Here is a 22060-nt window from a genome sequence, read left to right on the forward strand (position 1 = left end):
TTCAGTTATCTAAATAAAAAGAAAACAAGATGAATAGATTTTTCCAAGTTTTGGCAGGAGCAGTATTAATGATTAATGTTGCTGTAGCACAAGTAAAATGGTCTGCAGACCCAGCGCATACAAATGCAAGATTTGATGTAAAACACTTAGGTATCAGCTTTGTTGATGGTGAATTTACAAAAGTAGAAGGTACAGTTGAAACAGCAACAGGTACAAGTTTTAACAATGCCAAAATCAATTTTTCTATTGATGTCAACAGTATCGATACACGTGTCGCTGCCCGAGACAACCACTTGAAAACTGACGATTTCTTTGCTGCAGAAAAATTCCCTAAAATGACCTTGAAGTCTGTTAGTTTTAAAAATGCAAAAGTAAAAGGAAAATATGTAATGGTAGCGGATCTAACAATCCGTGACGTAACGAAAAAGGTAACTTTCGAGGTCACTCAAAATGGAGGAATCATTACTGATCCTTGGGGCAAAACACGTGCAGGCTTCACGGCCAAAACAACAATTAACCGCCACGATTTTGGATTAAAATACAACGATAAACTACCTTCGGGTGTAGAAGCTGTTGCTTCGGATGTTGACATCATTGTAAACACCGAATTGGTGTTAAATTAATTGGAAAATAATAAATCACACAAACTTGGTGGCTATCCGATTTGATATCAGATAGCCATCATTTTTTACAGACCTTTTAGCAGACCGCCATCCAGCGGAATATTGGCACCGGTAAGATAGCTTGCGTAAGTTGAGCAAAGGAAAGCGACAAGATAGCCATATTCCTCCGGTTTACCCAAACGTTGTGCCGGAACCTGTTTTAAGCGTATTTGCAGCGCGTCATCATAGGATATGCCCAAACGCTGTGCATCCAGATTGGTTAGCGACTGTATGCGGTCAGTATCAAATAATCCTGTCAAGATGCTGTTTACTGTCACACCATCTTTGGCAACATCCTCCGCCAACGATTTACTCCAACTAACCAATGCCGTACGGATGGTATTGGATAATACCAAGTTAGAAACCGGCTCCTTTACCGTAGAAGAAGAAACATTAATAATACGACCATATCCGTTAGCTTGCATATAGGGCAACGCACATCCGGTCGTGTAGCAGTGATTTTGAAACAAGAGTTCAAAAGCATCCTGATAATCAGCAAGATGCTTTTGTGCTATGGTTCCTGCTTGGGGCCCATTCGAATTGTTGATTAAAATATCGACGTTATTCGACTCAAAATAATGTGCTATCTGTTTTTTATAGGCTTCGTGATCGTTGTAATTCACGAGTAAATATTGATGTACCTGCCCTTTAGACCTGTCTAGACTTTCACAGGCATGCTGTAGCTTTTGCTCATTTCGGGAGGCTAAAGTTACCGATACGCCACAAGAGGCAAGCACTCGAGCAATCCCGGCACCTATACCCGTTGAACTCGCTCCAATCAAAGCCTTTTTCCCATTTAGATTAATTTCCATATTGTTATTTCCTATCTTATTCTGTAGAAACATGCCTAACTAGTCCTCTTCACTAAAACGCTATATTCGATTCGACTAATCATTGTCCTTTGCCCGAATCATGGCAATAAATAAATAGACTGCAAAAACCCAAGCCGAACCTAAGCATATCCAGGCAAAAACGGGGATTCCCCACCATTTCGGTTCAACTCGAGCCACGATGATCATTCCGCCCAGCAAATTGAGCGACATAAACATAATGCCAATGACGATACGATTGACCCCTTTTCTTAGGATCGTATTGAAAGATCGGGCGCTGATCAAACGATGGTTGAGGGTAAAATTTCCTGTCCGGAATAAGCGTACTAGCGCACGCATATCTTCCGGTAGTTTCTCCACATCACGAACAAACGACTCCACTTTATATTTTCCTTTTTTGAACATTGCCTGCGGAGAGAGCCTTTCCATCATAATCCGTCGCGCAAAAGGCTTAATACTTTCCATAATGTTGAGATCAGGATATAATTGACGGCCTATCCCCTCCATCAAGGAGATGCCCCGCATCAACTGATAAATATACTCCGGAAAATACAGGCGATTGTCGCCAATAATTTTCCATAATTTATTGAACAATAAATCTAAGCTAAGATCACCAAGTGATACATTATCGATCATATCGAAAATCTCATAAAGCGAGCGCTCAAACTGATTGCGGTCTGGTATATGACTAACGACAGCTACATCTTCAATCACGTCAGCAAGCCGGACAGCATCCTCCGATATTGCCGATTGAATAAACTCTTCCAGCAGCCTACGGTCTATACCCAATAATTTACCCATATTTCCAAAATCCAAAAAGGCAATCCGCCCATCTGGCATTACCATCATATTTCCTGGATGCGGATCGCCATGGAAGAATCCATGGATAATTACCTGTTCGAGATACAAATTGATCCCATTCTTAACAAGCGATTGAACGTCCATTCCCCGCCGCTTGATTTCTGCCACATCCGTAACTTTAAAACCATCCAGATACTCCATGCAAAGCACGCGATCAGACGATAGTTCGGGGTAAACCCTGGGCACCTTTATATCTTTATTTCCCTTAAAATTTTTAGCGAACCGCTCAATATTGTGTCGTTCAATCGCCAAAGACATCTCCTCCTGCAAAGTCATGGAGAAAGATTCGACAATCAAAGATAGATTAAGGTTTTCCAGTACATCATTGTACATGGTCAGGATTTTGGCAATATCACGCATGAGTGCCAGATCACTGCGCATCATCTCATCGATACCCGGGCGTCGCACCTTTAACACCGTTTGGGTACCATCTATTAAGGTTGCTCTGTACACCTGAGCGATAGAAGCTGCAGCAAACGGCTCGGCCACAATCTCCTGAAAATACGCGTCAATATCCAACGCCAGTTCTTCTGCGAGATAAGATTTAATGTCCACTTCAAAAGGCGGAACATTATCCTCCAGGCGTTTAAGTTCATCTACCAAATCTTTCGGCAGCAGCCCCTCCCGAGTCGAAGCAGATTGTCCAAGCTTGATAAAAGCCGGACCTAACTCCTCAAGCGCCATACGTATACGGGCATATACACTGACTGTATCAACGTCAATGGAATGATCTACCGACGCTCTAGACCCTTTCCATGGCAACCGAGCGATTGCGTCTTTAAAACCATATTTGGCCAATATACTTAAGATCTGGGAACTACGCTGTAACTTCTTTGTCGGATTAAACATAACGGACCTTGGATTTCGATAACAATATACGAAATATCCATGCCCAAAAAACACAGCCAGCTGTGAAACGACGTTGATATTTCATATAGATTTAAAATACTATTACCAATACACCAAACAAAAACCTTACCTGTTTTAGCTCCGACAGTCTTTATTCCGTCTCCAATTGATCCAGCTTCTCTTTGATCTGAATGAGGTAACGACTATAATAGCAACGAATCATAATTTCCGTCACACCAACAACCAAAACAATAGACACAATTGCCGAGAGGATCATCCAAACAATAAAATTAGGATCCGCTGCAAAAGTCTCCTTGAAGTGATATAATCGATCAAACCATACACTCGTTCGGTTCTGGGCGATCATGATCAGATAAAGAAACAATGCTTGTGGAATCATCACATAGGCTGCAATACGATACGTCTCAACGGCATACTTTAAATCGTAATACGTTTTGAGCAAATGTTCTTTAGAGGCTAACAGTTCGATCTGCTTTGTACTTTTTACCAAGTAAAAAAACCTCCGGTAATATAGAAGACTCGATAACGATATCTGTACGATAAAAAAATAATAGGCAAATGCTGCATAACCTTCGATCTTATAAATGGGTAATATAGGCACCAAAAATAGAAAACACATACAACACAACCATGAAATAAACTCGCGCTTGATGTTCTTGCGCAGCTTGCCCATAATATTGCCCACCTCCTTGTAGTACTTGAGATTTGGATTCTGCAAATCTTCATCTGTCGGCTGTTCCTGCCAAGATTTCTTTAACTCATCAAAATTCATAGTTATATTTTTTAATGATCTGTTGAATTCGCTCTTTTGTGCGGTTCAATTTCACCCGGGCATTCACCTCCGATATACCCAAATTCTCTGCAATTTCCCGATGACTTTGGCCCTCTAAAAACAAAAAGATCAGCGCTTTTTCAATTGCATTGAGTTCCTGTACTGCCTGATAGAAAACTTTTAATTGCTCGTCTTTATCAGCGTCATAACCTTCATCCGCAGCGTCATGCCGTTCGTCCAACGCATCGTAAATCTGATGCTTCTTTTCCTTTTTTAAGAATACCATGGCCGTATTAAGAGCAACACGATACATCCATGTCGAAAATTTACTCTCCCGCTTAAATGTTCCGTAGGATTTCCACAATTGATATACGATTTCCTGATACAGGTCCTGCCGCCCATCGTGATCATCCATATACATACGGCTCACCTTAACGAGAATACCTTTATTCTCATCAATTAATCTAAGAAATTCTATTTCCGATGGGTTCACCTAGCGACTTTTTATTAAATTTAGTTTAGGTAATAAGTATAGCAAACATGCAAAATGTTACAGCTTTATTTAAAAATATGTAAATTGTTATTAAAAAAGAGACTTATCGCTAGAGATTATGGAAAATATATTTTATGAAGGTCAGATCATTTGGGCGCAGATCGATGCAAATAGACATATGCGCCATTCTGCTTACGCTGATATTTGTGCACAGGCCCGCAGTAATATGCTGCACAAGATGGGATTTTCTCTCGATAAATTTGCCGAATATCATATCGGCCCTATACTATTCAGAGAAGAACTCCTATATTTTAAAGAAATCCATCTGGACGAATATGTACAAGTCAGAGTGGAATTGACGAAATACAACAAAAACAATAGCCGGTTTTCATTTATGCATCAGGTATTTCGTTCTGACGGAACCCGCTGCTGCACAGTTCATGTCGATGGAGCATGGTTAGACCTTCAAAAACGGAAATTAACAAAATTACCAGCAGAACTAGAGCCCTTTCTCGCCAAAATTCCTCGAGCTGAAAAATATGAGGAAACAGAATAATCTATAGTAAAAATACCAGCAAACTGATACAAAAGAAAAAATCCCTTGGAACACAAATCAGGTTCCAAGGGATTAAAACATAAACTAAACCTAAAAACTATTTTCCTTTATTCTTCTTCTCTCGTTCTTTCGGTCATCTCAAAAGCGGATATGCTGTACAACTCTTCTCAATTACTTCACTTCAATTAAACGCTTAGCGATAATTGCATCCTCTTTCTTGCCCACAGTCAAAATCAATATCCCTCCTTCATACGCAGCCTCAATACTGCTGTAGTCTACCGTATCCGGCAAAGTAAACGAGCGCGAGAACGATGAATAATTGAATTCTTTTTTACTGTATAATTTTTCTTCACTGACAGTTTCCTCCTTTTTCTCTGCCGAAATTGTAATCAGATTTTTGTCTACATTGATCTTAAAATCAGACTTATCCAATCCGGGCGCAGCCATTTCAACTTTGAAAGATTTCTCGGTTTCTGATATATTTACCGCCGGGACACGAGATACCAAACGATCTGAAATAAAATTATCATTGAATAAATTATCAAATACAGTGTTTACAAACGGATTTACAGCGTCAGTATTTAAACTTTTTGATGGGAATTTAATTAATGCCATTTTTTTGTCCTCCTAATTTTTTGTTTTATTATTAAGCTTTTTTGTTCTAACTATTTGAGAGGAATTATTCAATTTGCGTACCACAGCTAGTTTAGAGACAAAATGACACTTATCAATAAAAATAAATGTCATTTTGTCTACATTAAGACACGATATGACGGTTTAGGCTCCCCATTCACACAGAAAAGCACAGCGACACAGGTATTCAAAAAAAACGTTAAATTTCATGATTTTCTAGCGCAGCAATCAACAAGGATTTGACGGCATCGTAAATATAATCTTTGGCCTCTGCATAAGAAATCCCATAGCGCCGAGGAACGACTTCAGCATACTGTGGAAAAGGCATAAACAGATTTTCATAATAGGCATCTAACTGTCCGTTGGTCGGTAACTCAAACGCCAGACGAAGCTGAAAACGTCGAATGATGGCGGTGTCCAAAATCTCGGGATGATTCGTAGCAGCAACCAATACCGCTTCAGCAGGAAAATAATCGATCAGCTGGATAATGGAAGTTACAAGGCGGCGCATTTCACCCACATCCTTTTCTTCACTAATCCGTGCCTTGCCAATCTGGTCGAATTCGTCTAAAAACAAAACGGCCTTTTCGCGCCCCGCTTTGTCGAAGACCTGTTTCAAGTGTTGCGAAGTCTCCCCAATACGAGACGAAATAAGATTGCTTAAATTCAACACATAAATGGGTTTGTCGAGCGCCGTTGCCAGGGCTTTGGCCGTTGTGGTTTTTCCACAGCCAGAATAACCATGCAGTAAAATCTTATTGCTGACCGGCAGACCATATTGTGCAAGCTCTTTGATATAACGATGCTCTTTAATGAGCTGCAAAAGCTTCTGACGACTTTCTTCCTGTAAGAAAACCGCTTCCAAAGCGATCTTTTCTTTATCAGCAATGACCAGATCAAAAATATTCATAGTATACTTTTAAGACATTCAAATAACGGTTGCTAAAACTAAATCTTTCAGGCGACATACGGCTGATCCAGTTTGGTTTTAATCCTTGAAATAGTTAAGACTGACTTGTGAGCAGGCAAGATCGCCGCCGAAGGGAGGATTTGATTTTCGTATGACGACTTCGATCGTTACAGCATGGGATACCCTATTTCGAATCTGATCCAATATTTCTGACGCAGCAGATTCAAGCAATTTGCGTTTAGGTCGCATTACGCTGGCGGTAATTTGGTAAAGTTCCTCGTAATTGAGCGTATTTTTCAAATTCTCCGTCTCCAAATTCAGAAATGGAAAACATACGTCAATAGAGACAAAAAATTCGTTACCTAACACCTGTTCTTCTTCATAATAACCTATCGGTGCATAGAATCGTGCTTCTTTTAGTGATACTGTCTGTAAAATGGTTGCCATGTACAAACCTAAGGAAATTGTTCCATACAAAAGGGATTATTTGTATATTTAACCATTACCAAAAACCCAACAGATGAACTCTTTTTTATCCTCAGCGATAGCATTAACACTCTTATTTGGCGCGACAGGGCTACATGCCCAGACCAATATGAAACCCACTGACACGGAATATTACAGTCCTGTCCCTCCAACCATAACAATCGATCATGGCATACCGAGCGATGCCATTGTCCTTTTTAACGGCAAGGATCTCAGTAAATGGAAAGGTGAAAAAGGGCAAGCCAACTGGACGGTGAATAATAATGTACTCGAAGTAAAACCCGGAGCTGGAGCCATTGAAACAAACGAACATTTCACCGATTTCCAACTGCATGTGGAATGGAAAAGCCCCGAAGTTATCAAAGGTGAGGGTCAAGGAAGAGGCAATAGTGGAATTTTTTTACAAGGGCTATATGAGATTCAGGTACTGGACAACAACAACAATCCGACTTATGTGAACGGTGGAGCAGGCAGTCTTTACAAGCAGCGTCCACCACTGGCACAGGTAATTGCGCCAGACAAATGGCATGTGTATGATATTATTTACAAAGCCCCCCAATTCAGTAAAGATGGAATATTAATCTGTAAAGGAACTGTAACCGTGCTACATAATGGGGTATTAGTGCAAAACAATACCCAAATCGAGGGTACTACAGAGTATATAGGGCTGCCCAAACAAGTAAGCCACGGTCCAGGCCCGATCATGCTACAGGATCATGGTGATCTGGTTCAATTCCGAAACATATGGTTACGTAAATTGTAGCAAACCAGCAAGAAGTAGAGGTTTGCAGCAAGCAATTTTAGTTACGAAAGCAACAATTCTGTATTAGGTTTTATAGGGCTATTTCCCTAATTTTAGCCCTATAAATGTTAAAATAAAACGGAATATAATACGTTCTTTCTGCATTATTTTTTTGCCCGCAGCAGACCTCTTCGTTCGAAGTGAGTAGAGCAAAACGCAAAATAACCGTCGGAACGGGTTCACGTATGCCGTTGAGAATAAACTTTCACAAAATATTACAGTTTAATGAAAAGAATTGCGCTATTCTTCTTGTTGGCAAGCTCCTTAGGCAGCTTTGCACAACGCAACCTCAATTTAGAAGAAACAGTCTTTGGTCCCCGCACCTATGCACCGACATCGATCGTTGGTGCGTCGTGGATCCCAAAATCCAGCACCATCTCCTATCTCGATAAATCATACCAAAATCTATTATCGAAAAGCTCAACAAACAATTGGAGTGAGACAACTCTGGCATCTAAAACGGACCTTGAAACCGCTTTAAAGGCGGCTATTCCAAATGACTCATTCAGTCTTCGGATGTTTCCTTTTGAATATAAATGGCATGACGGAAATTCGCTCTTACTTCAGGTTGAAGGAAAAGATAAAACGTACTCCGTAACTTACAACATTCAATCAAAAACTATTGAAAGCTTTATCGGCAATGACAACAAAGGTGCGAATCGTGAAGTAAGTTCGGACTTTTCTAAAATCGCTTACTTAGTCGAAAACAACATTGAAGTTATTGACAAGAATGGCAAAATTACTGCTGTAACAGATGACAGCAATAAAGGGATTGTCAATGGAAGCGATTACACACACCGTCAGGAATTTGGTATCAAGAAAGGAATGTGGTGGAACAATCAGAATGACAAACTACTTTACTACCGTAAAGATGAAACTATGGTAGCCAATTATCCTTTACCACAATGGAGCTCCAGAATTGCGGACATCAAGTGGATAAAATACCCAATGGCAGGGCAAAAATCAGAAGAAGTATCTTTGGTGGTTTACAATATCACCACTGGACAAAAAGTGACACTTCAAACCGGTGAGCATTCAGAGCAGTATCTAACCATGGTTACCTGGGATCCTTCTGGAAAATACATCTATGTCGGACTCCTTAACCGCGGACAAAATGACCTTAAAGTCAACAAATACAATGCTGAAAACGGTTCCTTGGTCAAAACATTATTTGAAGAAACTGCAACAACCTGGGTTGAACCTGAAAACCCATTAACATTTTTACCAAACAAACCAGATCAATTTCTTTATCAATCTGACAAGGATGGTTACAATCAGCTTTACTTATACAATACCAACGGTAATTTAATTAAAAAGTTAGGCTACAAAGACATCGTCATGGAAACATTACTCGATTTCTCGGCCGATGGCAACAAAGTAAGTTATACCGGCGTAACCAATAATGGTTTGGATCGCCAGTTATTCGAAGTTGATCTAAAATCGGGTAAGACGATTCAGTTAACACATGAATCTGGTATGCACCATGCTGCCTTAAGTGACGACGGCAAATATATTTACGATCAATACAGCAATTTAAAAACACCTAATAAAGTTCAGATCAAGAACATCAAATCTGCTAAAGAAACGACCTTAGTCAATGCTGAAAATCCTTTTACCGGGAAAATAAATGATCCTAAAATCGAATTTGTACAGTTAACTTCTGCAGATGGAAAATACCCGTTGACAGGACGTATCATTTATCCCAACGATTTTGACCCTGCCAAGAAATACCCGGTCATGTACTATTTATATGGCGGATCACACTCACAGTTGGTGTCTAACAAATGGTTAGGCGGAGCAGGTTACTTCGACATGTATATGGCCCAGCAAGGTTACATTGTCTTCACGATGGACAATCGCGGCACCAATTACAGAGGTCGGGATTTTTACACCGCTACCCATCGCAACCTCGGCCAAAATGAAATGGCCGATCAAATGAAAGGAATTGAATTCCTTAAATCAAAATCTTTTGTTGACCAACAACGGATGGGTATTTTTGGCTGGAGCTTCGGTGGATTCATGACCACTTCCTTCATGCTGCACCACAACGAGATCTTCAAGGCTGCAGTAGCAGGAGGTCCAGTCATCGACTGGAAATTTTATGAAGTGATGTATGGAGAGCGTTACATGGACACTCCAAAGGAAAATCCAGAAGGCTATAAATTAACATCACTGCTCAATAAAGCCGATCAGCTGAAAGGAAGACTATTGATTATTCACGGTGCACAAGACCCTGTTGTTGTACAGCAAAATAGCATGGAGTTTTTAGAAGCCTGCATTAAAGCCGGTAAGCAAGTAGATTATTTTCTATACCCTACGCACGAACACAATGTGATGGGGAAAGACCGTATCCATATGTACGAAAAAATTGCTGACTATTTTAATCAACATCTTAAAAACCCTTCTTAGTTAAAAAAAGCCAAGAAGAGTCACGATTTTTAATACAACAAAAAGGCTAATCAACTGATTGGCCTTTTTGTATTTTAACGAACAATAACTATCTTTAGACAGACTGCTTTAACCAAGTAAACATTGCTATCGAAAAGACACATTCCATTTATCCTGATATTACTTCGCCTTATTCTAGGACCGTTGCTTATCCTCTTGTACTGGCTCCAGATTGATCATTTCAACTGGTATGCTATTTCTTTCCTAATCATCGGATTATTGAGTGATATTTTTGACGGTATCATTGCCCGAAGATTGGGCGTCGCTACCGCCTTGTTAAGACGCTGGGATTCAAGTGTGGACCTGTTATTTTTCTGCTGTATCTGCCTGGCAGCCTACCTGAGCAATCCCGATTTTTTTAAAGATAATGCCGCATTGATCTTGACCCTGATCGGATCAGAAGCATTAACCTACATCATTAGCTTCATCAAGTTCAAAAAAGAAATCGCAACACACTCTATCGGAGCCAAGGTCTGGACACTTTTTTTATTCGCATTTTTAATCGAATTGCTACTCCGCGGCCAATCCACCATCCTATTCCAATTAACAATCTGGATAGGATTAATAACCCGCCTGGAGATTGTTGCAATCATCCTAATACTTAAAAACTGGTCAAATGATATACCCAGCTTTTATCATGCTATTTTACTCCGTCAAGGTAAAACGATCGTAAAAAATAAGCTATTTAATGGCTAGTGCTCATTTTGATCTAAGCCTTCAGACAAACTATACAATGTCCAATGCTTCGTTTTTATTGCCTGCGATTCTGTCTGGAGTAATTTGATAAAGTCATGTACCCCAAGCTCCTCGTTTCCGTTACCGTGAATCAGGACAATACTTCCATTCTTCGCCTGTTGCCCCTTAGCCAGCCAGGCATCCGAGCCTACGGCAAGGAGACCATAAGATATCAAGTGTTCAATAATTCGGCGATCTGAAACCAAGCCCGGACAACGGAAAAACACAGAAGGCATAAGGCCATTCTTAAGCATCAATTTTTCATTTTCCAACACTTCAAATCTTAGATCCGTATTTTTAGAAAGCAGAAAATTGGACGACAGTGGATGATTGTTAAAGACATGGTCATACGTATGATTGATCCAGGTAATCTTGATACCTTTTCCTGCCAGCGACTTCAGCCATTCCAGATCAGCCCCATGATTCAGCATCCATTTACCCGAAACAGAAACAGCCAATGGCAAAGTACCATCGACACCCTTAAACGCCAATAGAATATCTTCAAAAATAGTTTTATCCAAGGGCTTATGTGAAGGGCATAAATCGATTGTCAAATTAATACCCGCTTCTTTAGGAAGGCTAAAATTCAGACCAGCATCCTGTAAGTTATTCTCCGTTTTCCTAACGAAGGAAAAACAGCTTTCATATACAGAACCCTTTAAACTTTTATTAACCTGATTCGCATCAGTATAGCGCACGCTTACCGATCGACCGCCTACTACACGCGTTTGCAGTGTAGTAGGATCTACCGTGAGGTAATATTTTACAGCATTCGATGTGAAACTTCGAATACCCACCAAAGATCGATCATTTTCGCGAAGGATCAGCCACTCGGTCCTGTAGTTTTCTAAATTGACAAATGAAGTCTGTCCAAAAGAAAAAAGACCGCATACGAGAAATAGATAAACTAAGATGAGTTGTTTCATAGCTAATTGCCGCTTGTTCTTTTCGACTGAAGATTCATTGGCCATGCTGCTGGCTTACCATCTTTATCGATAGGTAATGTGATTTTGTCGCGTGCAACCAATGTCGGCTCTTCACAGGCCAAGTAAGTCAAAATTGCAACAATAATGGCATTTTGCTTCACCTCATCAAATACTATCTTATCGTAAGTATCACGGTTGGTATGCCAGGTCACTTTACCATAGTCCCAAGAAGTCGAGGAAAGTCCAAACGCCGGAATTCCTTTTTGAACAAAAGAAGAGTGATCACTTCCGCCGGTCCCTGGCATACCGGGAAAACTCGTTTGAATTTCATTGCGAAAATCTTCAGGTAGATAGTGCAGCCAGCGACGAATGTATTCGTAGGATTTTTCAAAACCACTGCCCCCGATACGAACGATTCGACCGGTTCCATTATCCTGGTTCCACACCACCTGTATATTTTTTGCAAGCTCAGGATGGTCCTCGACAAATGCGGAAGAACCGTTCAGCCCCTGCTCTTCACTCCCCCAGTTCCCGACCAAAATTGTTCTTTTATTATCCGGATAAACCTTCCTTAAAATACGGACGGCCTCCATCATGGTAATCACACCGGTAGCATTATCTGTCGCGCCAGAGGCCCCGTCCCAAGAATCTAAATGTGCCGACAGTACAACATATTCATCGGGCTTTTCTTTACCTTTGATCTCGGCGATACTATTATAGGTTTTTGATATTCCAAGTTCTTTTGAATTTCCCTGAAGCAACACCCGAGGTTTGACGCCATGTTCTGCCATGCGGTGTAACAGACCATAATCTTCCAATCCCACATTAAATACGGGAATCTGTTTAGACTTTGCATCAAAAATACGCGTGATACCCGGCAACTCTGTCCAGTAAGAATCTATGACACCAACTGCACCGGCTTCTTCCAATACTAAAGGCAATGTCCGACGAGTGCTTCCCGTGTAGACCATACTGCGCTCCCACATTTTTAGCTGATCGTTTTTTAAGGTTTGGTATTTTTCGTAACCTTGAGCAGTAGCAGATTCCTTCCAGTTGGCATCTGAACGTCCCGACAGTGGATTCATGCCAATAAGCACAATTTTCCCTTTGACTGTTCTAAGCCACGACTGAAAGTCGGACTGGGACTGAAACAAAGGCATAGTCACCACCTCCGCCTCGACACCTTTCCCCTTTGTCATCGGACTGAAAGCCAATTGTGTACCTTCCAAAGACTTTACGCGCGGATAGGTCATCGTCACTTGCGAGGTGCCCCGCTCCCAAGAACGCCATTCGCCATAAGGCTCATTACGGGCCTGCGCTCCAAGCGAATTATAATTTCTAACAACCCAGTCGTGCGCCTGTTGCATTTGCGGACTCCCAACAAGGCGAGGACCAATCATGTCGATCAGCTCAAATGCATACTTTTCCAATTGCGAATTTGCATTTGCTTCCTGTACAATCGACGAAACCATCGCTTCCTTTTGCTGAGCAAAAACCCGAGGAGTACTCCATAAAAGAAGTGCTAATCCCAAAGATTTTATTCCGAGTGGTATCGTTGCATCTATTTTCATATGTTATTATTAGTTACTTTATAATTATCCGTTGACAAGCAGACACCGCAAGCGTGATGCACTTCGCGTACATTCCATTAGCTCCAATCGGATCTTCCAAAAAAGAAAGCACTCTGGTTAACTGTAATTAATTTGAAAAACCAAAGCTTCCGCTCATTGGTGTTTCCGAAAATTACTAAAGAATATTTAAAAACACACATTATTTTCAAGCAGCTCAATGATATCTTTCTATTTGGCTCGGAAATGACAAAAGAAAGAATAAAAAAAGCCTGAAAAGATACTTTCCAGGCTTTACTAAAAATATAGATATGAAGGTTGATTAGTTACACGGCTTCCACTTTGGATTTTTCGTAGCTCTCTTGGTGCACAGAAGCCACCGCTCTACCCGAAGGGTCGTTCAGGTTCTGGAAAGAAGCATCCCATGCCAACGCTTCGGGCGTACTACATGCAACAGATTTTACTGAAGGAACAGTTTGTGCTGCTGCTGTTGACGGAAAATGTGATTCGAAAATTGTCCGATATAAAAACTCTTCTTTATTTTTCGGTGTGTTTATCGGGAAGCGCGTCGAAGCCTCGGCAAATTCCTGATCAGAAACTTTACTTTCAGCCTGCTCTTTCAATGTATCGATCCAGCTGTAGCCTACACCATCAGAAAATTGCTCTTTCTGGCGCCAAGCGATGCTCTCGGGCAGATAGTCTTCAAAAGCTTTACGTACCACCCATTTTTCCATTCTTCCATCACGGATCATTTTATCGGAAGGGTTGATGCGCATGGCAATATCCATGAATTCTTTGTCCAAGAAAGGCACACGTCCCTCAACCCCCCAAGCCGCGAGTGATTTATTTGCGCGAAGACAATCATATAGATAAAGTTTTTTTAGCTTGCGTACAGTTTCCTCGTGAAATTCCTGTGCATTGGGTGCTTTATGAAAATAGAGATACCCACCAAAAAGTTCATCCGAACCTTCGCCTGACAATACCATTTTAATTCCCATCGATTTGATTACACGCGCCAATAGATACATTGGTGTCGAAGCACGGACTGTTGTAACGTCATACGTTTCCAAGTGATAGATTACATCACGGATAGCATCCAACCCCTCCTGGATCGTAAAATTAATTTCGTGATGTATCGTGCCAATATGATCAGCAGCTTTTTTTGCCGCAATTAAATCTGGGGCACCTTTCAAACCTACCGCAAATGAATGCAATTGAGGATACCAAGCATCTTCCTGATCGTCACTCTCAATACGTTTAGACGCAAACTTCTTCGTTACAGCAGCAATAACAGATGAATCCAAACCTCCAGAAAGCAATACACCATAGGGCACATCAGACATTAACTGACGATGCACCGCATCTTCCAATCCTTTGCGCAAAACAGCGATATCAGTTTCGTTATCTTTTACTGTATCATAACTTTCCCAATCGCGTTGGTACCAGCGCTGTGGAACTGTTCCGGTTTTACTATACAAGTAATGTCCCGGAGGAAACTGTTCGATCGTCTCACAGAAACCTTCCAGTGATTTTAATTCCGATGCGACAAACAACTGCCCCTCTTTATCTTTACCATAATATAAGGGAATAATCCCCATATGGTCACGAGCAACAAAAAATGAATCGTCACGCGAATCATAAAGTGCAAAACTAAAAATACCATTCAATTCGTCAACAAATGAAGGCCCTTTGGCTAAGTATAAAGCCAACACAACCTCAGAATCACTTTGTGTCGAAAATTCATAATCGGGAAGACTATTTCTTAATTCATGGTGGTTATAGATCTCGCCATTAACTGCCAGTACAACTTGACCATCTGGACTGTACAAAGGTTGACTTCCCGATTTAGGATCAACGATAGCTAATCGCTCGTGTGCCAACAAAGCTTTTTCGCCAGTGAAGATACCCGACCAGTCAGGACCACGGTGACGAATACGTTTTGACATTTCCAATACTTGAGATCTCAATGAGCTTGCAGGTTGCTTTAATTCAAAAGCGCCAATAATTCCACACATATTATGAACTTTTTAAAGATTTCGTTTTTACATTATGTTATTGACACAAAGTAAAACAATTAAAAACTAAATTCATAATAATTTTTAATTTTTATTATATTTTTATTAAAAATAGTTTTCAAAACAAACAAAATTATCAATGAAACACTTGTTTGTTTAAAATAATCACACAACAGATCTGCACTTGGTATGGACATTAATGATTAAATTGAGCTTATAATCAAATAACCAGGACATGGATCCAATCAGAACCTTTTACAGCGAGCTAGCGCTCACACCAGAGGAATTAACTGCTATTATTGAAAAACATGCGCCCATTACCGTCAAAAAGGGCGACTTTATATTGACCAAAGGGCAGGTTTCAAATGCCTACTACCTGATTGAGCACGGGCTCACACGTTCTTTTTTACATGATTTCAATGGTAATGAAGTAACTACCGGATTCTGCATTGAAAAGGAGATAGTCATTGAAGTGGCCTCCTTTTTTCAACGCAGTCCAACGGTTGAAAATATTCAGGCACTCGTGGAAACCCGTCTTTGGAAAATAAAATTCGAAGATTTTCAGGAACTCTTTCATCAGATTCCTGGATTTAGGGAATGGGGCCGATCCTGGATGGCAAAAGAGCTTGTTCACAGTAAAAATAGAGCTATCGCTATGATTACCGAACCGGCAACGGCACGTTATCTTCACCTCATGAAAGAAAAACCCCTATTGATACAGCAAGCACCACTCAAGCATATTGCCTCTTATCTGGGCATTACTGATACTTCTTTAAGTCGTATCCGCAAAGAAATTGCTCAAGGGAATTGGCCCTTTTCCTGATTAGCGTGCTATTTTTTTCAAACTTGTCTTAAGGCAAGTTTTTTAAGCAGGTTTCAGGTTATTTTTACTAAAGCTTTCTTGGCTACATGTAATCGCTTCAATAGGATAGCAAGATGAATATAGGAAGCCCAAAAAGTAATGTACATTCAAAATCAGAGATTATGGCAAAATTACACGCTTATTTAAATTTTAACGGAAATTGCGAAGAAGCTTTCAATTTTTATGAAAAAGTGTTCAACACAAAGAACCCAGGTTACATGCGCTACGGAGATATTCCTGCTGATCCACAAATGCCTCCAGTTCCGGACGAAGCAAAAAATAAAATCTGTCATACCGCAATTTCCATCAATGGAGATAGCATGCTGATGGGCGCTGATGTTGTCCCCGCTTTTGGACAACACTATATTCCAGGAAACAACAGCTATGTCATGCTCATGTGTGAAAGCACGACAGAGGCAAGGACATTATATGATGCGTTAACTACCGATGCAAAGTTGGTCGAAATGCCCCTCGGAGAAACATTTTTCGCCGAACTGTACAGCGCTTTTCAAGACCAGTTCGGCATTTGCTGGATGGTTTACTTTGGTGGAAATAAAGAAGAAGATTGCGAAAGTAAGCCTTAAGCAAGCCAAACAGTTAGCAATATATCTGGCGAAAAAGGGCGATAACAACAGTTTACCGCCCTTTCTTTTTTCTATGACTTTGCACCTCAATCGAAACTGCCGCTACAGCAAGCGTCTATTTCATCTCGAGCTTCCCCCCTTCAGATTGCTATTATTTCTTTACCAATACCTCTTGCTCAAACGAGATCCCATCCCAGCCATTTGTCCTAAATTGACGAATATTCTGATGGCTATCTCCCGCTGGATCATCGAGTACATGCTGATAATGTTCGGCAAAAAGACACAATGTATCTTCGGGAGACAGATTATTCAGCTTGGCGAAATAGAACACTTTTGCACTCCCTTGATTTTCTTCTTTTAAATTTTTCAACGTCCCATTTTGAAATGCACTGGGCGTATAGCTATACTGATCAGCAATATGCGTCAGCACTTCCTGAAAGGGTAATTCATTTTCTTTTACTTTATTCAATAATTCTTCTGTCTTCATCTTAAGGTTGCTCCTTGTAAATTTTATTGTAAATGAATAGGCATTAGGCGTTCTTAAATAATTCCATGCAGTGATTTTCCCCTTGCTCCAAGCTGATCAACACGTTTTTCCACTGCTTCGTCTTTGATCAAAGCCGGAGCATGGTGGGGTTTTGTTCGCGCATCAATAATCAAGGGACCTTCACAACCCCAATGTTTAAAATCCGTAAAGCTGTGTATCCCGTAAATATCAAATGCAGGATTACTTCTGGTAAACGTTGTCCAAACAAAGTTATTGACCGAAGCGGCGGTAAAGTTCGCATCATCGCATAAAACAACCAACGGAAACCCCTCCCAGAAACTGCCTGCTGCAGCATGGCACCATTCTTCCATAATCTTCAATTCATTGTCATAACTAGAGAATGCCTGACCATCGATCGCTATCACACCGGGCATCACAAATTTCGCCTGGTTGAATGGCCGCGGCAGTTCAAAGTGAGACGGCAATTCACGTCCGAGGGTTCTTTTCTTCGATCCGGCAGCGGCAAAGACGACCTTTGAGCCCGCATTTAATCCTTCTCCAGAATAGTCTAAAGTATCAATTGTCGTATTGGTTTGAAAGTGAACATCACGGGTCAGGTCTATTCGCTCAAGAATATGCCCCAAAAAAGCTGGAATATCATAAATATCCAGTTGCGGATTATCCTCATGCGCTGAAATAAACAAATATTTAGCAAGACTAAGCTGGTTTTTCCCGAGTATTTGATTCGCTATTGTTAGAATTTCCTGTGGTCTATCCACACGTTGGTAAGGCGTATAACGTTCAGAACCTATGGCGAAAAGCAAGGGGTGTACCCCAGCGGCATCCACAGCATTAACAGCATGAAGGCCTGAAATCTCCTGTGGAATAGCTGCTCCCGTAATTTCGTGGATTAAAGCGCCAAAGCTGGTATCTTCCTGCGGTGGACGCCCCACAACCGTAAAAGACCAAATCGGATTTTTCTTATGGTACACATTGTGCACTTTCATCAATGGGAATGGATGGGTCAGGCTATAATATCCAATATGGTCACCAAATGGACCTTCTGGCTTATTTTCATTCGGATAAACAGTACCTGTAATTACAAAGTCAGCATCTGCCGAAATACAAAAACCTTCATCATCATAGAAATAACGGAATCTTCTATTCCCCAATGCGCCCGCGAAAATCATCTCAGAAAGTCCTTCCGGCAATGGCATTACAGCAGCTAAAGGATGTGCAGGAGGTCCACCGACAAAAATACTCACCTTTAAAGGTCTACCCAGTGCATTTGCCTTTGTTTGATGTATCCCTATGCCACGATGCAACTGATAATGTAAACCAATTTCCTGATCCGGTAGATAATCATTACCAGAAAGCTGAATCCTGTACATTCCGAGATTAGCATGCATGATACCAGGCTTGCTGACATCTTCGGTATACACTTGCGGCATAGTCACAAAAGCACCACCATCCATGGGCCAGTTGACAATCTGCGGAAGTTTACTAATGGATGTCTTTCCATGAAGAATAGGAGCACCCGACTTCCTTTTCCAGGGTAGAGCCCCTAAAGCTGTCATTGACGAACCAATATATTGGAAAGGGTTTTTCAGCACCGCAGCAGGATTCATTTTAACGTCCACCAATTTCTTTAAGTGATCCAGCGAATCGCGAAACATAAATTTCGAACGTTCTAACGTACCAAACAAATTGGACACCGCAGGGAATGTGGTACCTTTGATATTTTCAAAATACAAGGCCGGTCCCTCAACATCAAATACCCGCATATGAATTGCAGCCATTTCGAGATAAGGATCAACCTCTTCTTTGATACGGATCAAATGCCCATGCTTTTCAAGATCCGCAACACATGCTTCTAAACTATTGTATCCCATATATTAAATCTGTTTCACCACGTCAATCCACAAATTTAACAGAATTATTGATTATACAGGATAAAAACCGGTATAACATACGAAAACACCTATCTAAAAAACAGCTATAAAAACTATTGTTTCGATATCCCCCGGAACGGTACATCAGTTGTCTACGCAGACATAGGTTTTCAAAGGGGTAAATTCAAATGCCTGTATTTTCTGCCAAGTAGTATTATCGACATTCTTTTCATAATAAAGCACTCTTCTAAACTCATCGATATCTTCTTTATTGATATCATTCAATCTTGTTAACAGAAGTTTAGCAAAGAATTTATTCACACCGATCTCTTTTTTGGGACGTTCGGATGAGCAGTTCAGAAAATGGTAAAATAAGCCTCTAAAAGTCATTTCCTCATTGCCGCCAAGGTAGATGACCTCAGATATAAAATTATTTTCCCAGGGCATTTCCCGCAGCCAACGGTATACATCAAGCAGAGGAAGTGGCCTAAACTTTAGGGAAGCCACCCAATTCCAATAAAATATAGTTTGCCGTCGCGCAAGCTTAGCAAATATTCGGTTCAGTACACTCTCTTTTCCCACCACACTGCTTTTAATCACAATGGTATATTGCACACGTAAATTTTCAAGAAGATTGCGCACAGGCTCCAAGAAATGTTCGTCCATTAACCGCGCGACGTAAATAACACGATTATTTCCTGCCCGCTTACAAAGCTCCACGAAATTGCGCAGACCGAGCAATTCAAGCTGAAGCTGTATATCATTATCCAGCGAAGGGACTTGGGTAAAATAAATTCCAAAATTAAGATCTGAGATTTCAAAATTCTCATAAGCCTCACCTTTCCTTAAGAGGTCGAGTTCAAAAAGCTTAGCCGTAACCTGTTCTTTCACGATTCTATTAAAAAGAGATAAGTTGCGGACTAATCCCGTCACATCAAAATCGCTGGATTGCAGATAACAGGATGCCCGTCGTCCCAAATAGGTATTTAGCCCGCTGATTAAAACCTTTTTCATTCGAATGCTCTATTTTATGGCTATGAAACCATCCCGATTTTATAATTCGTTCTCACTATAGTGGTCATGAAACATGATCCTACCCCCGCTAGTAAGCTGTGTTTACTCTGATTTTAGAACAGAAAAACGTCAAATAAGTTTAACACTAATTTTTATTTTTTTCGATAAAAAAGACTCAGCCAGCCTCGTAGCGACCGTCATTGTCCTTTTTTTGTCAATTCATGAATTAATACTTTCAAGAACACAATATCCTTATATATTTGTAAATCTTCTGAAAATAGGCTGCACTAAAAAGTATTTATCTTCACCTCTATGGACAAAAGGGCTACAATGATCTGGTTTCGAAATGATTTAAGACTTCATGACAATGAGGTTTTTTATCAAGCTTCTGAGAAAAGTTCATTTATTATCCCCGTTTATTGTTTTGACCCGCGATATTTCGACCGAAATCAGTTTGGCAACTTGAACACTGGTGTTCTGCGAGCGGCCTTTGTTATCGAAGCCGTCACGGCTTTAAAAGAAAAATTAAAGAGCCATGGTAGCGACTTGTTGACTTATGTGGGAAAGCCTGAAGATATTATCCCTAGAATCGCACAAAAGTATCAAGTTCACGAAGTTTATCACCACCGCGAAGTAGCACTTCGGGAGACCTCTATTTCCGAAAAAGTAGAAAGTGGACTTTGGAGCAGCAAAATAAATCTCCGGCATTTCATCGGTCATACCCTTTATCACAAAGAAGACCTTCCATTTCCGATCAAGGATATACCCAATGGTTTTTCTGTTTTCAAGAAAAAAGTTGAGCGAGAAAGTTTAGTCCGGCAACCGATTCCATTACCGACCAACTTCCTGACGCCCCCCCATTTAGAGGACACCAAAATCCCCTCACTGAAAGACTTAGGTTATTCAGCTGAGGAGATCAAATCTGTCGACGACATTTACATTCTCGGAGGCGAAGACACGGCACTCAGTATTATGCATGCGCTATTGTCAACCTACCCAGAGACGGATCAGGATCCGCTCATCCTCGGTCCTTTTATTGCCTCAGGCGCCTTATCCCCTATCCTTTTATATCAAAATATCAAAAAATTGGGTGAAGGCAGAAAGGACAAACGGTTTGAGAAGATTATTGACATACTTCTTTGGCGTGATTATTTTAGGTTTATGCTAAAAAAATATCCGAATATATTTTTTAAATCACAGGGCTTTACAACTAGTGCACCGCAGGGTTTTCCATCCACAGACGGCGATGACGAACGATTTGATAAATGGAAATCTGGCCGTACAGAGCATGATTTTGTAAACAGTGTGATGATTCAATTGCAGAAGACGGGCTACATTCCCTATCAGGCACGCTTTATTGCCGCCAGTTATTTGGTCCATGAGTACGGTGTCAATTGGCTTCGTGGAGCTTCCTGGTATGAGGAGCACCTGCTGGACTATTCTCCTGCCACCGTATATGGACAATGGTCTCATGTCGCTGGCGTGGGGACGAGTGAAAAAGATAATAAGGCATTGGATTGGCAAAAATTGATCAAAATTCATTTCCCGAATGGACTTCCAAAACTGGATGAAATAATGGTTAAATAAATCTTCTTCGGAAATAAATAATTCCGAGGGAAAAGGTCTTTTTAGCACGCCGGAATCCCCTTTAAAA

21 protein-coding genes are annotated in these 22060 nt (G+C 40.7%); 8 read left to right on the forward strand and 13 right to left on the reverse strand.

Going from position 1 to position 22060, the window contains the following annotated elements; genetic code table 11:
• The first annotated feature begins 29 nt into the window (after positions 1 to 29).
• Positions 30 to 623, forward strand: a complete 594-nt coding sequence (locus tag B3E00_RS18675; protein ID WP_293882275.1) for a YceI family protein — start codon at positions 30 to 32, stop codon at positions 621 to 623.
• Between the two features lie 65 nt (positions 624 to 688).
• Here B3E00_RS18675 and B3E00_RS18680 read toward each other — a convergent pair whose 3' ends face one another.
• From B3E00_RS18680 to B3E00_RS18695, 4 genes are all read right to left on the reverse strand, one after another.
• Positions 689 to 1474: an SDR family oxidoreductase gene (locus tag B3E00_RS18680; protein ID WP_209578947.1), complete on the reverse strand. Its 786-nt coding sequence runs from the start codon at positions 1472 to 1474 to the stop codon at positions 689 to 691.
• Between the two features lie 75 nt (positions 1475 to 1549).
• The gene (locus tag B3E00_RS18685; RefSeq protein WP_293882272.1) at positions 1550 to 3202 is read right to left on the reverse strand and encodes an ABC1 kinase family protein; all 1653 of its coding nucleotides are present in this window, start codon (positions 3200 to 3202) and stop codon (positions 1550 to 1552) included.
• Between the two features lie 151 nt (positions 3203 to 3353).
• Positions 3354 to 3995: a hypothetical protein gene (locus B3E00_RS18690; protein WP_293882270.1), complete on the reverse strand. Its 642-nt coding sequence runs from the start codon at positions 3993 to 3995 to the stop codon at positions 3354 to 3356.
• Positions 3985 to 4488 carry an RNA polymerase sigma factor gene (locus B3E00_RS18695; protein WP_293882268.1) on the reverse strand — a complete coding sequence of 168 codons (504 nt, stop codon included), beginning with the start codon at positions 4486 to 4488 and terminating at the stop codon, positions 3985 to 3987. The genes B3E00_RS18690 and B3E00_RS18695 overlap by 11 nt, the downstream gene beginning before the upstream one ends.
• Positions 4489 to 4606: 118 nt before the next feature.
• Here B3E00_RS18695 and B3E00_RS18700 point away from each other — a divergent pair, with 118 nt between their 5' ends.
• The gene (locus B3E00_RS18700) at positions 4607 to 5044 is read left to right on the forward strand and encodes an acyl-CoA thioesterase (RefSeq protein WP_293882266.1); all 438 of its coding nucleotides are present in this window, start codon (positions 4607 to 4609) and stop codon (positions 5042 to 5044) included.
• A 171-nt stretch (positions 5045 to 5215) separates the two neighbouring features.
• On the opposite strand, the gene B3E00_RS18705 is transcribed toward B3E00_RS18700, so the two are convergent.
• The 3 genes from B3E00_RS18705 to B3E00_RS18715 form a co-directional block, all read right to left on the reverse strand.
• Positions 5216 to 5659 (reverse strand): Hsp20/alpha crystallin family protein, encoded by a 444-nt coding sequence (locus B3E00_RS18705; RefSeq protein ID WP_293882264.1) that lies wholly within the window; start codon positions 5657 to 5659, stop codon positions 5216 to 5218.
• Positions 5660 to 5876: 217 nt separating this feature from the next.
• The gene (locus tag B3E00_RS18710; RefSeq protein WP_293882262.1) at positions 5877 to 6587 is read right to left on the reverse strand and encodes an AAA family ATPase; all 711 of its coding nucleotides are present in this window, start codon (positions 6585 to 6587) and stop codon (positions 5877 to 5879) included.
• A 78-nt stretch (positions 6588 to 6665) separates the two neighbouring features.
• On the reverse strand, positions 6666 to 7034 hold the full coding sequence (locus B3E00_RS18715; RefSeq protein WP_293882260.1) for a dihydroneopterin aldolase: 369 nt from the start codon (positions 7032 to 7034) through the stop codon (positions 6666 to 6668).
• A gap of 73 nt (positions 7035 to 7107) precedes the next feature.
• Between B3E00_RS18715 and B3E00_RS18720 the strand changes: the two genes are divergently transcribed.
• From B3E00_RS18720 to B3E00_RS18730, 3 genes are all read left to right on the forward strand, one after another.
• Positions 7108 to 7836 (forward strand): 3-keto-disaccharide hydrolase, encoded by a 729-nt coding sequence (locus tag B3E00_RS18720; RefSeq protein WP_209578955.1) that lies wholly within the window; start codon positions 7108 to 7110, stop codon positions 7834 to 7836.
• A gap of 264 nt (positions 7837 to 8100) precedes the next feature.
• A complete protein-coding gene (locus B3E00_RS18725) occupies positions 8101 to 10284 on the forward strand; it encodes a S9 family peptidase (RefSeq protein ID WP_293882257.1) in 2184 nt (727 codons plus the stop codon).
• Between the two features lie 123 nt (positions 10285 to 10407).
• Positions 10408 to 11019: a CDP-alcohol phosphatidyltransferase family protein gene (locus B3E00_RS18730; protein WP_293882255.1), complete on the forward strand. Its 612-nt coding sequence runs from the start codon at positions 10408 to 10410 to the stop codon at positions 11017 to 11019.
• Here B3E00_RS18730 and B3E00_RS18735 read toward each other — a convergent pair.
• The 3 genes from B3E00_RS18735 to asnB form a co-directional block, all read right to left on the reverse strand.
• Positions 11016 to 11984, reverse strand: coding sequence for a polysaccharide deacetylase (locus B3E00_RS18735; RefSeq protein ID WP_293939653.1), 969 nt, complete (start codon positions 11982 to 11984; stop codon positions 11016 to 11018). The two genes, B3E00_RS18730 and B3E00_RS18735, sit on opposite strands and share 4 nt — an antisense overlap.
• Positions 11985 to 11986: 2 nt before the next feature.
• Positions 11987 to 13555: a M20/M25/M40 family metallo-hydrolase gene (locus tag B3E00_RS18740; RefSeq protein ID WP_293939654.1), complete on the reverse strand. Its 1569-nt coding sequence runs from the start codon at positions 13553 to 13555 to the stop codon at positions 11987 to 11989.
• Positions 13556 to 13878: 323 nt separating this feature from the next.
• A complete protein-coding gene (gene asnB, locus B3E00_RS18745) occupies positions 13879 to 15567 on the reverse strand; it encodes an asparagine synthase B (protein ID WP_209578960.1) in 1689 nt (562 codons plus the stop codon).
• Positions 15568 to 15802: 235 nt separating this feature from the next.
• Here asnB and B3E00_RS18750 point away from each other — a divergent pair, with 235 nt between their 5' ends.
• Both B3E00_RS18750 and B3E00_RS18755 read left to right on the forward strand, forming a co-directional pair.
• Entirely contained in the window at positions 15803 to 16390 is a 588-nt protein-coding gene (locus B3E00_RS18750) for a Crp/Fnr family transcriptional regulator (protein WP_293882247.1), read from the forward strand.
• 161 nt (positions 16391 to 16551) lie between these two features.
• Positions 16552 to 17013, forward strand: coding sequence for a VOC family protein (locus B3E00_RS18755; RefSeq protein WP_293939656.1), 462 nt, complete (start codon positions 16552 to 16554; stop codon positions 17011 to 17013).
• Between the two features lie 151 nt (positions 17014 to 17164).
• On the opposite strand, the gene B3E00_RS18760 is transcribed toward B3E00_RS18755, so the two are convergent.
• The 3 genes from B3E00_RS18760 to B3E00_RS18770 form a co-directional block, all read right to left on the reverse strand.
• Positions 17165 to 17500 (reverse strand): HopJ type III effector protein, encoded by a 336-nt coding sequence (locus tag B3E00_RS18760; protein ID WP_293939658.1) that lies wholly within the window; start codon positions 17498 to 17500, stop codon positions 17165 to 17167.
• A 53-nt stretch (positions 17501 to 17553) separates the two neighbouring features.
• Positions 17554 to 19392 carry a UbiD family decarboxylase gene (locus B3E00_RS18765; protein ID WP_293888909.1) on the reverse strand — a complete coding sequence of 613 codons (1839 nt, stop codon included), beginning with the start codon at positions 19390 to 19392 and terminating at the stop codon, positions 17554 to 17556.
• A 144-nt stretch (positions 19393 to 19536) separates the two neighbouring features.
• Positions 19537 to 20406 carry a hypothetical protein gene (locus tag B3E00_RS18770; RefSeq protein ID WP_293939659.1) on the reverse strand — a complete coding sequence of 290 codons (870 nt, stop codon included), beginning with the start codon at positions 20404 to 20406 and terminating at the stop codon, positions 19537 to 19539.
• 312 nt (positions 20407 to 20718) lie between these two features.
• Between B3E00_RS18770 and B3E00_RS18775 the strand changes: the two genes are divergently transcribed.
• Complete coding sequence (locus tag B3E00_RS18775) at positions 20719 to 21993, forward strand: deoxyribodipyrimidine photo-lyase (RefSeq protein WP_209578966.1); 1275 nt, start codon at positions 20719 to 20721, stop codon at positions 21991 to 21993.
• The last annotated feature ends 67 nt before the right edge of the window (positions 21994 to 22060 follow it).

The sequence above is a fragment of the Sphingobacterium sp. UBA5996 genome (genome assembly GCF_002429765.1).
Classification (GTDB): Bacteria; Bacteroidota; Bacteroidia; order Sphingobacteriales; family Sphingobacteriaceae; genus Sphingobacterium.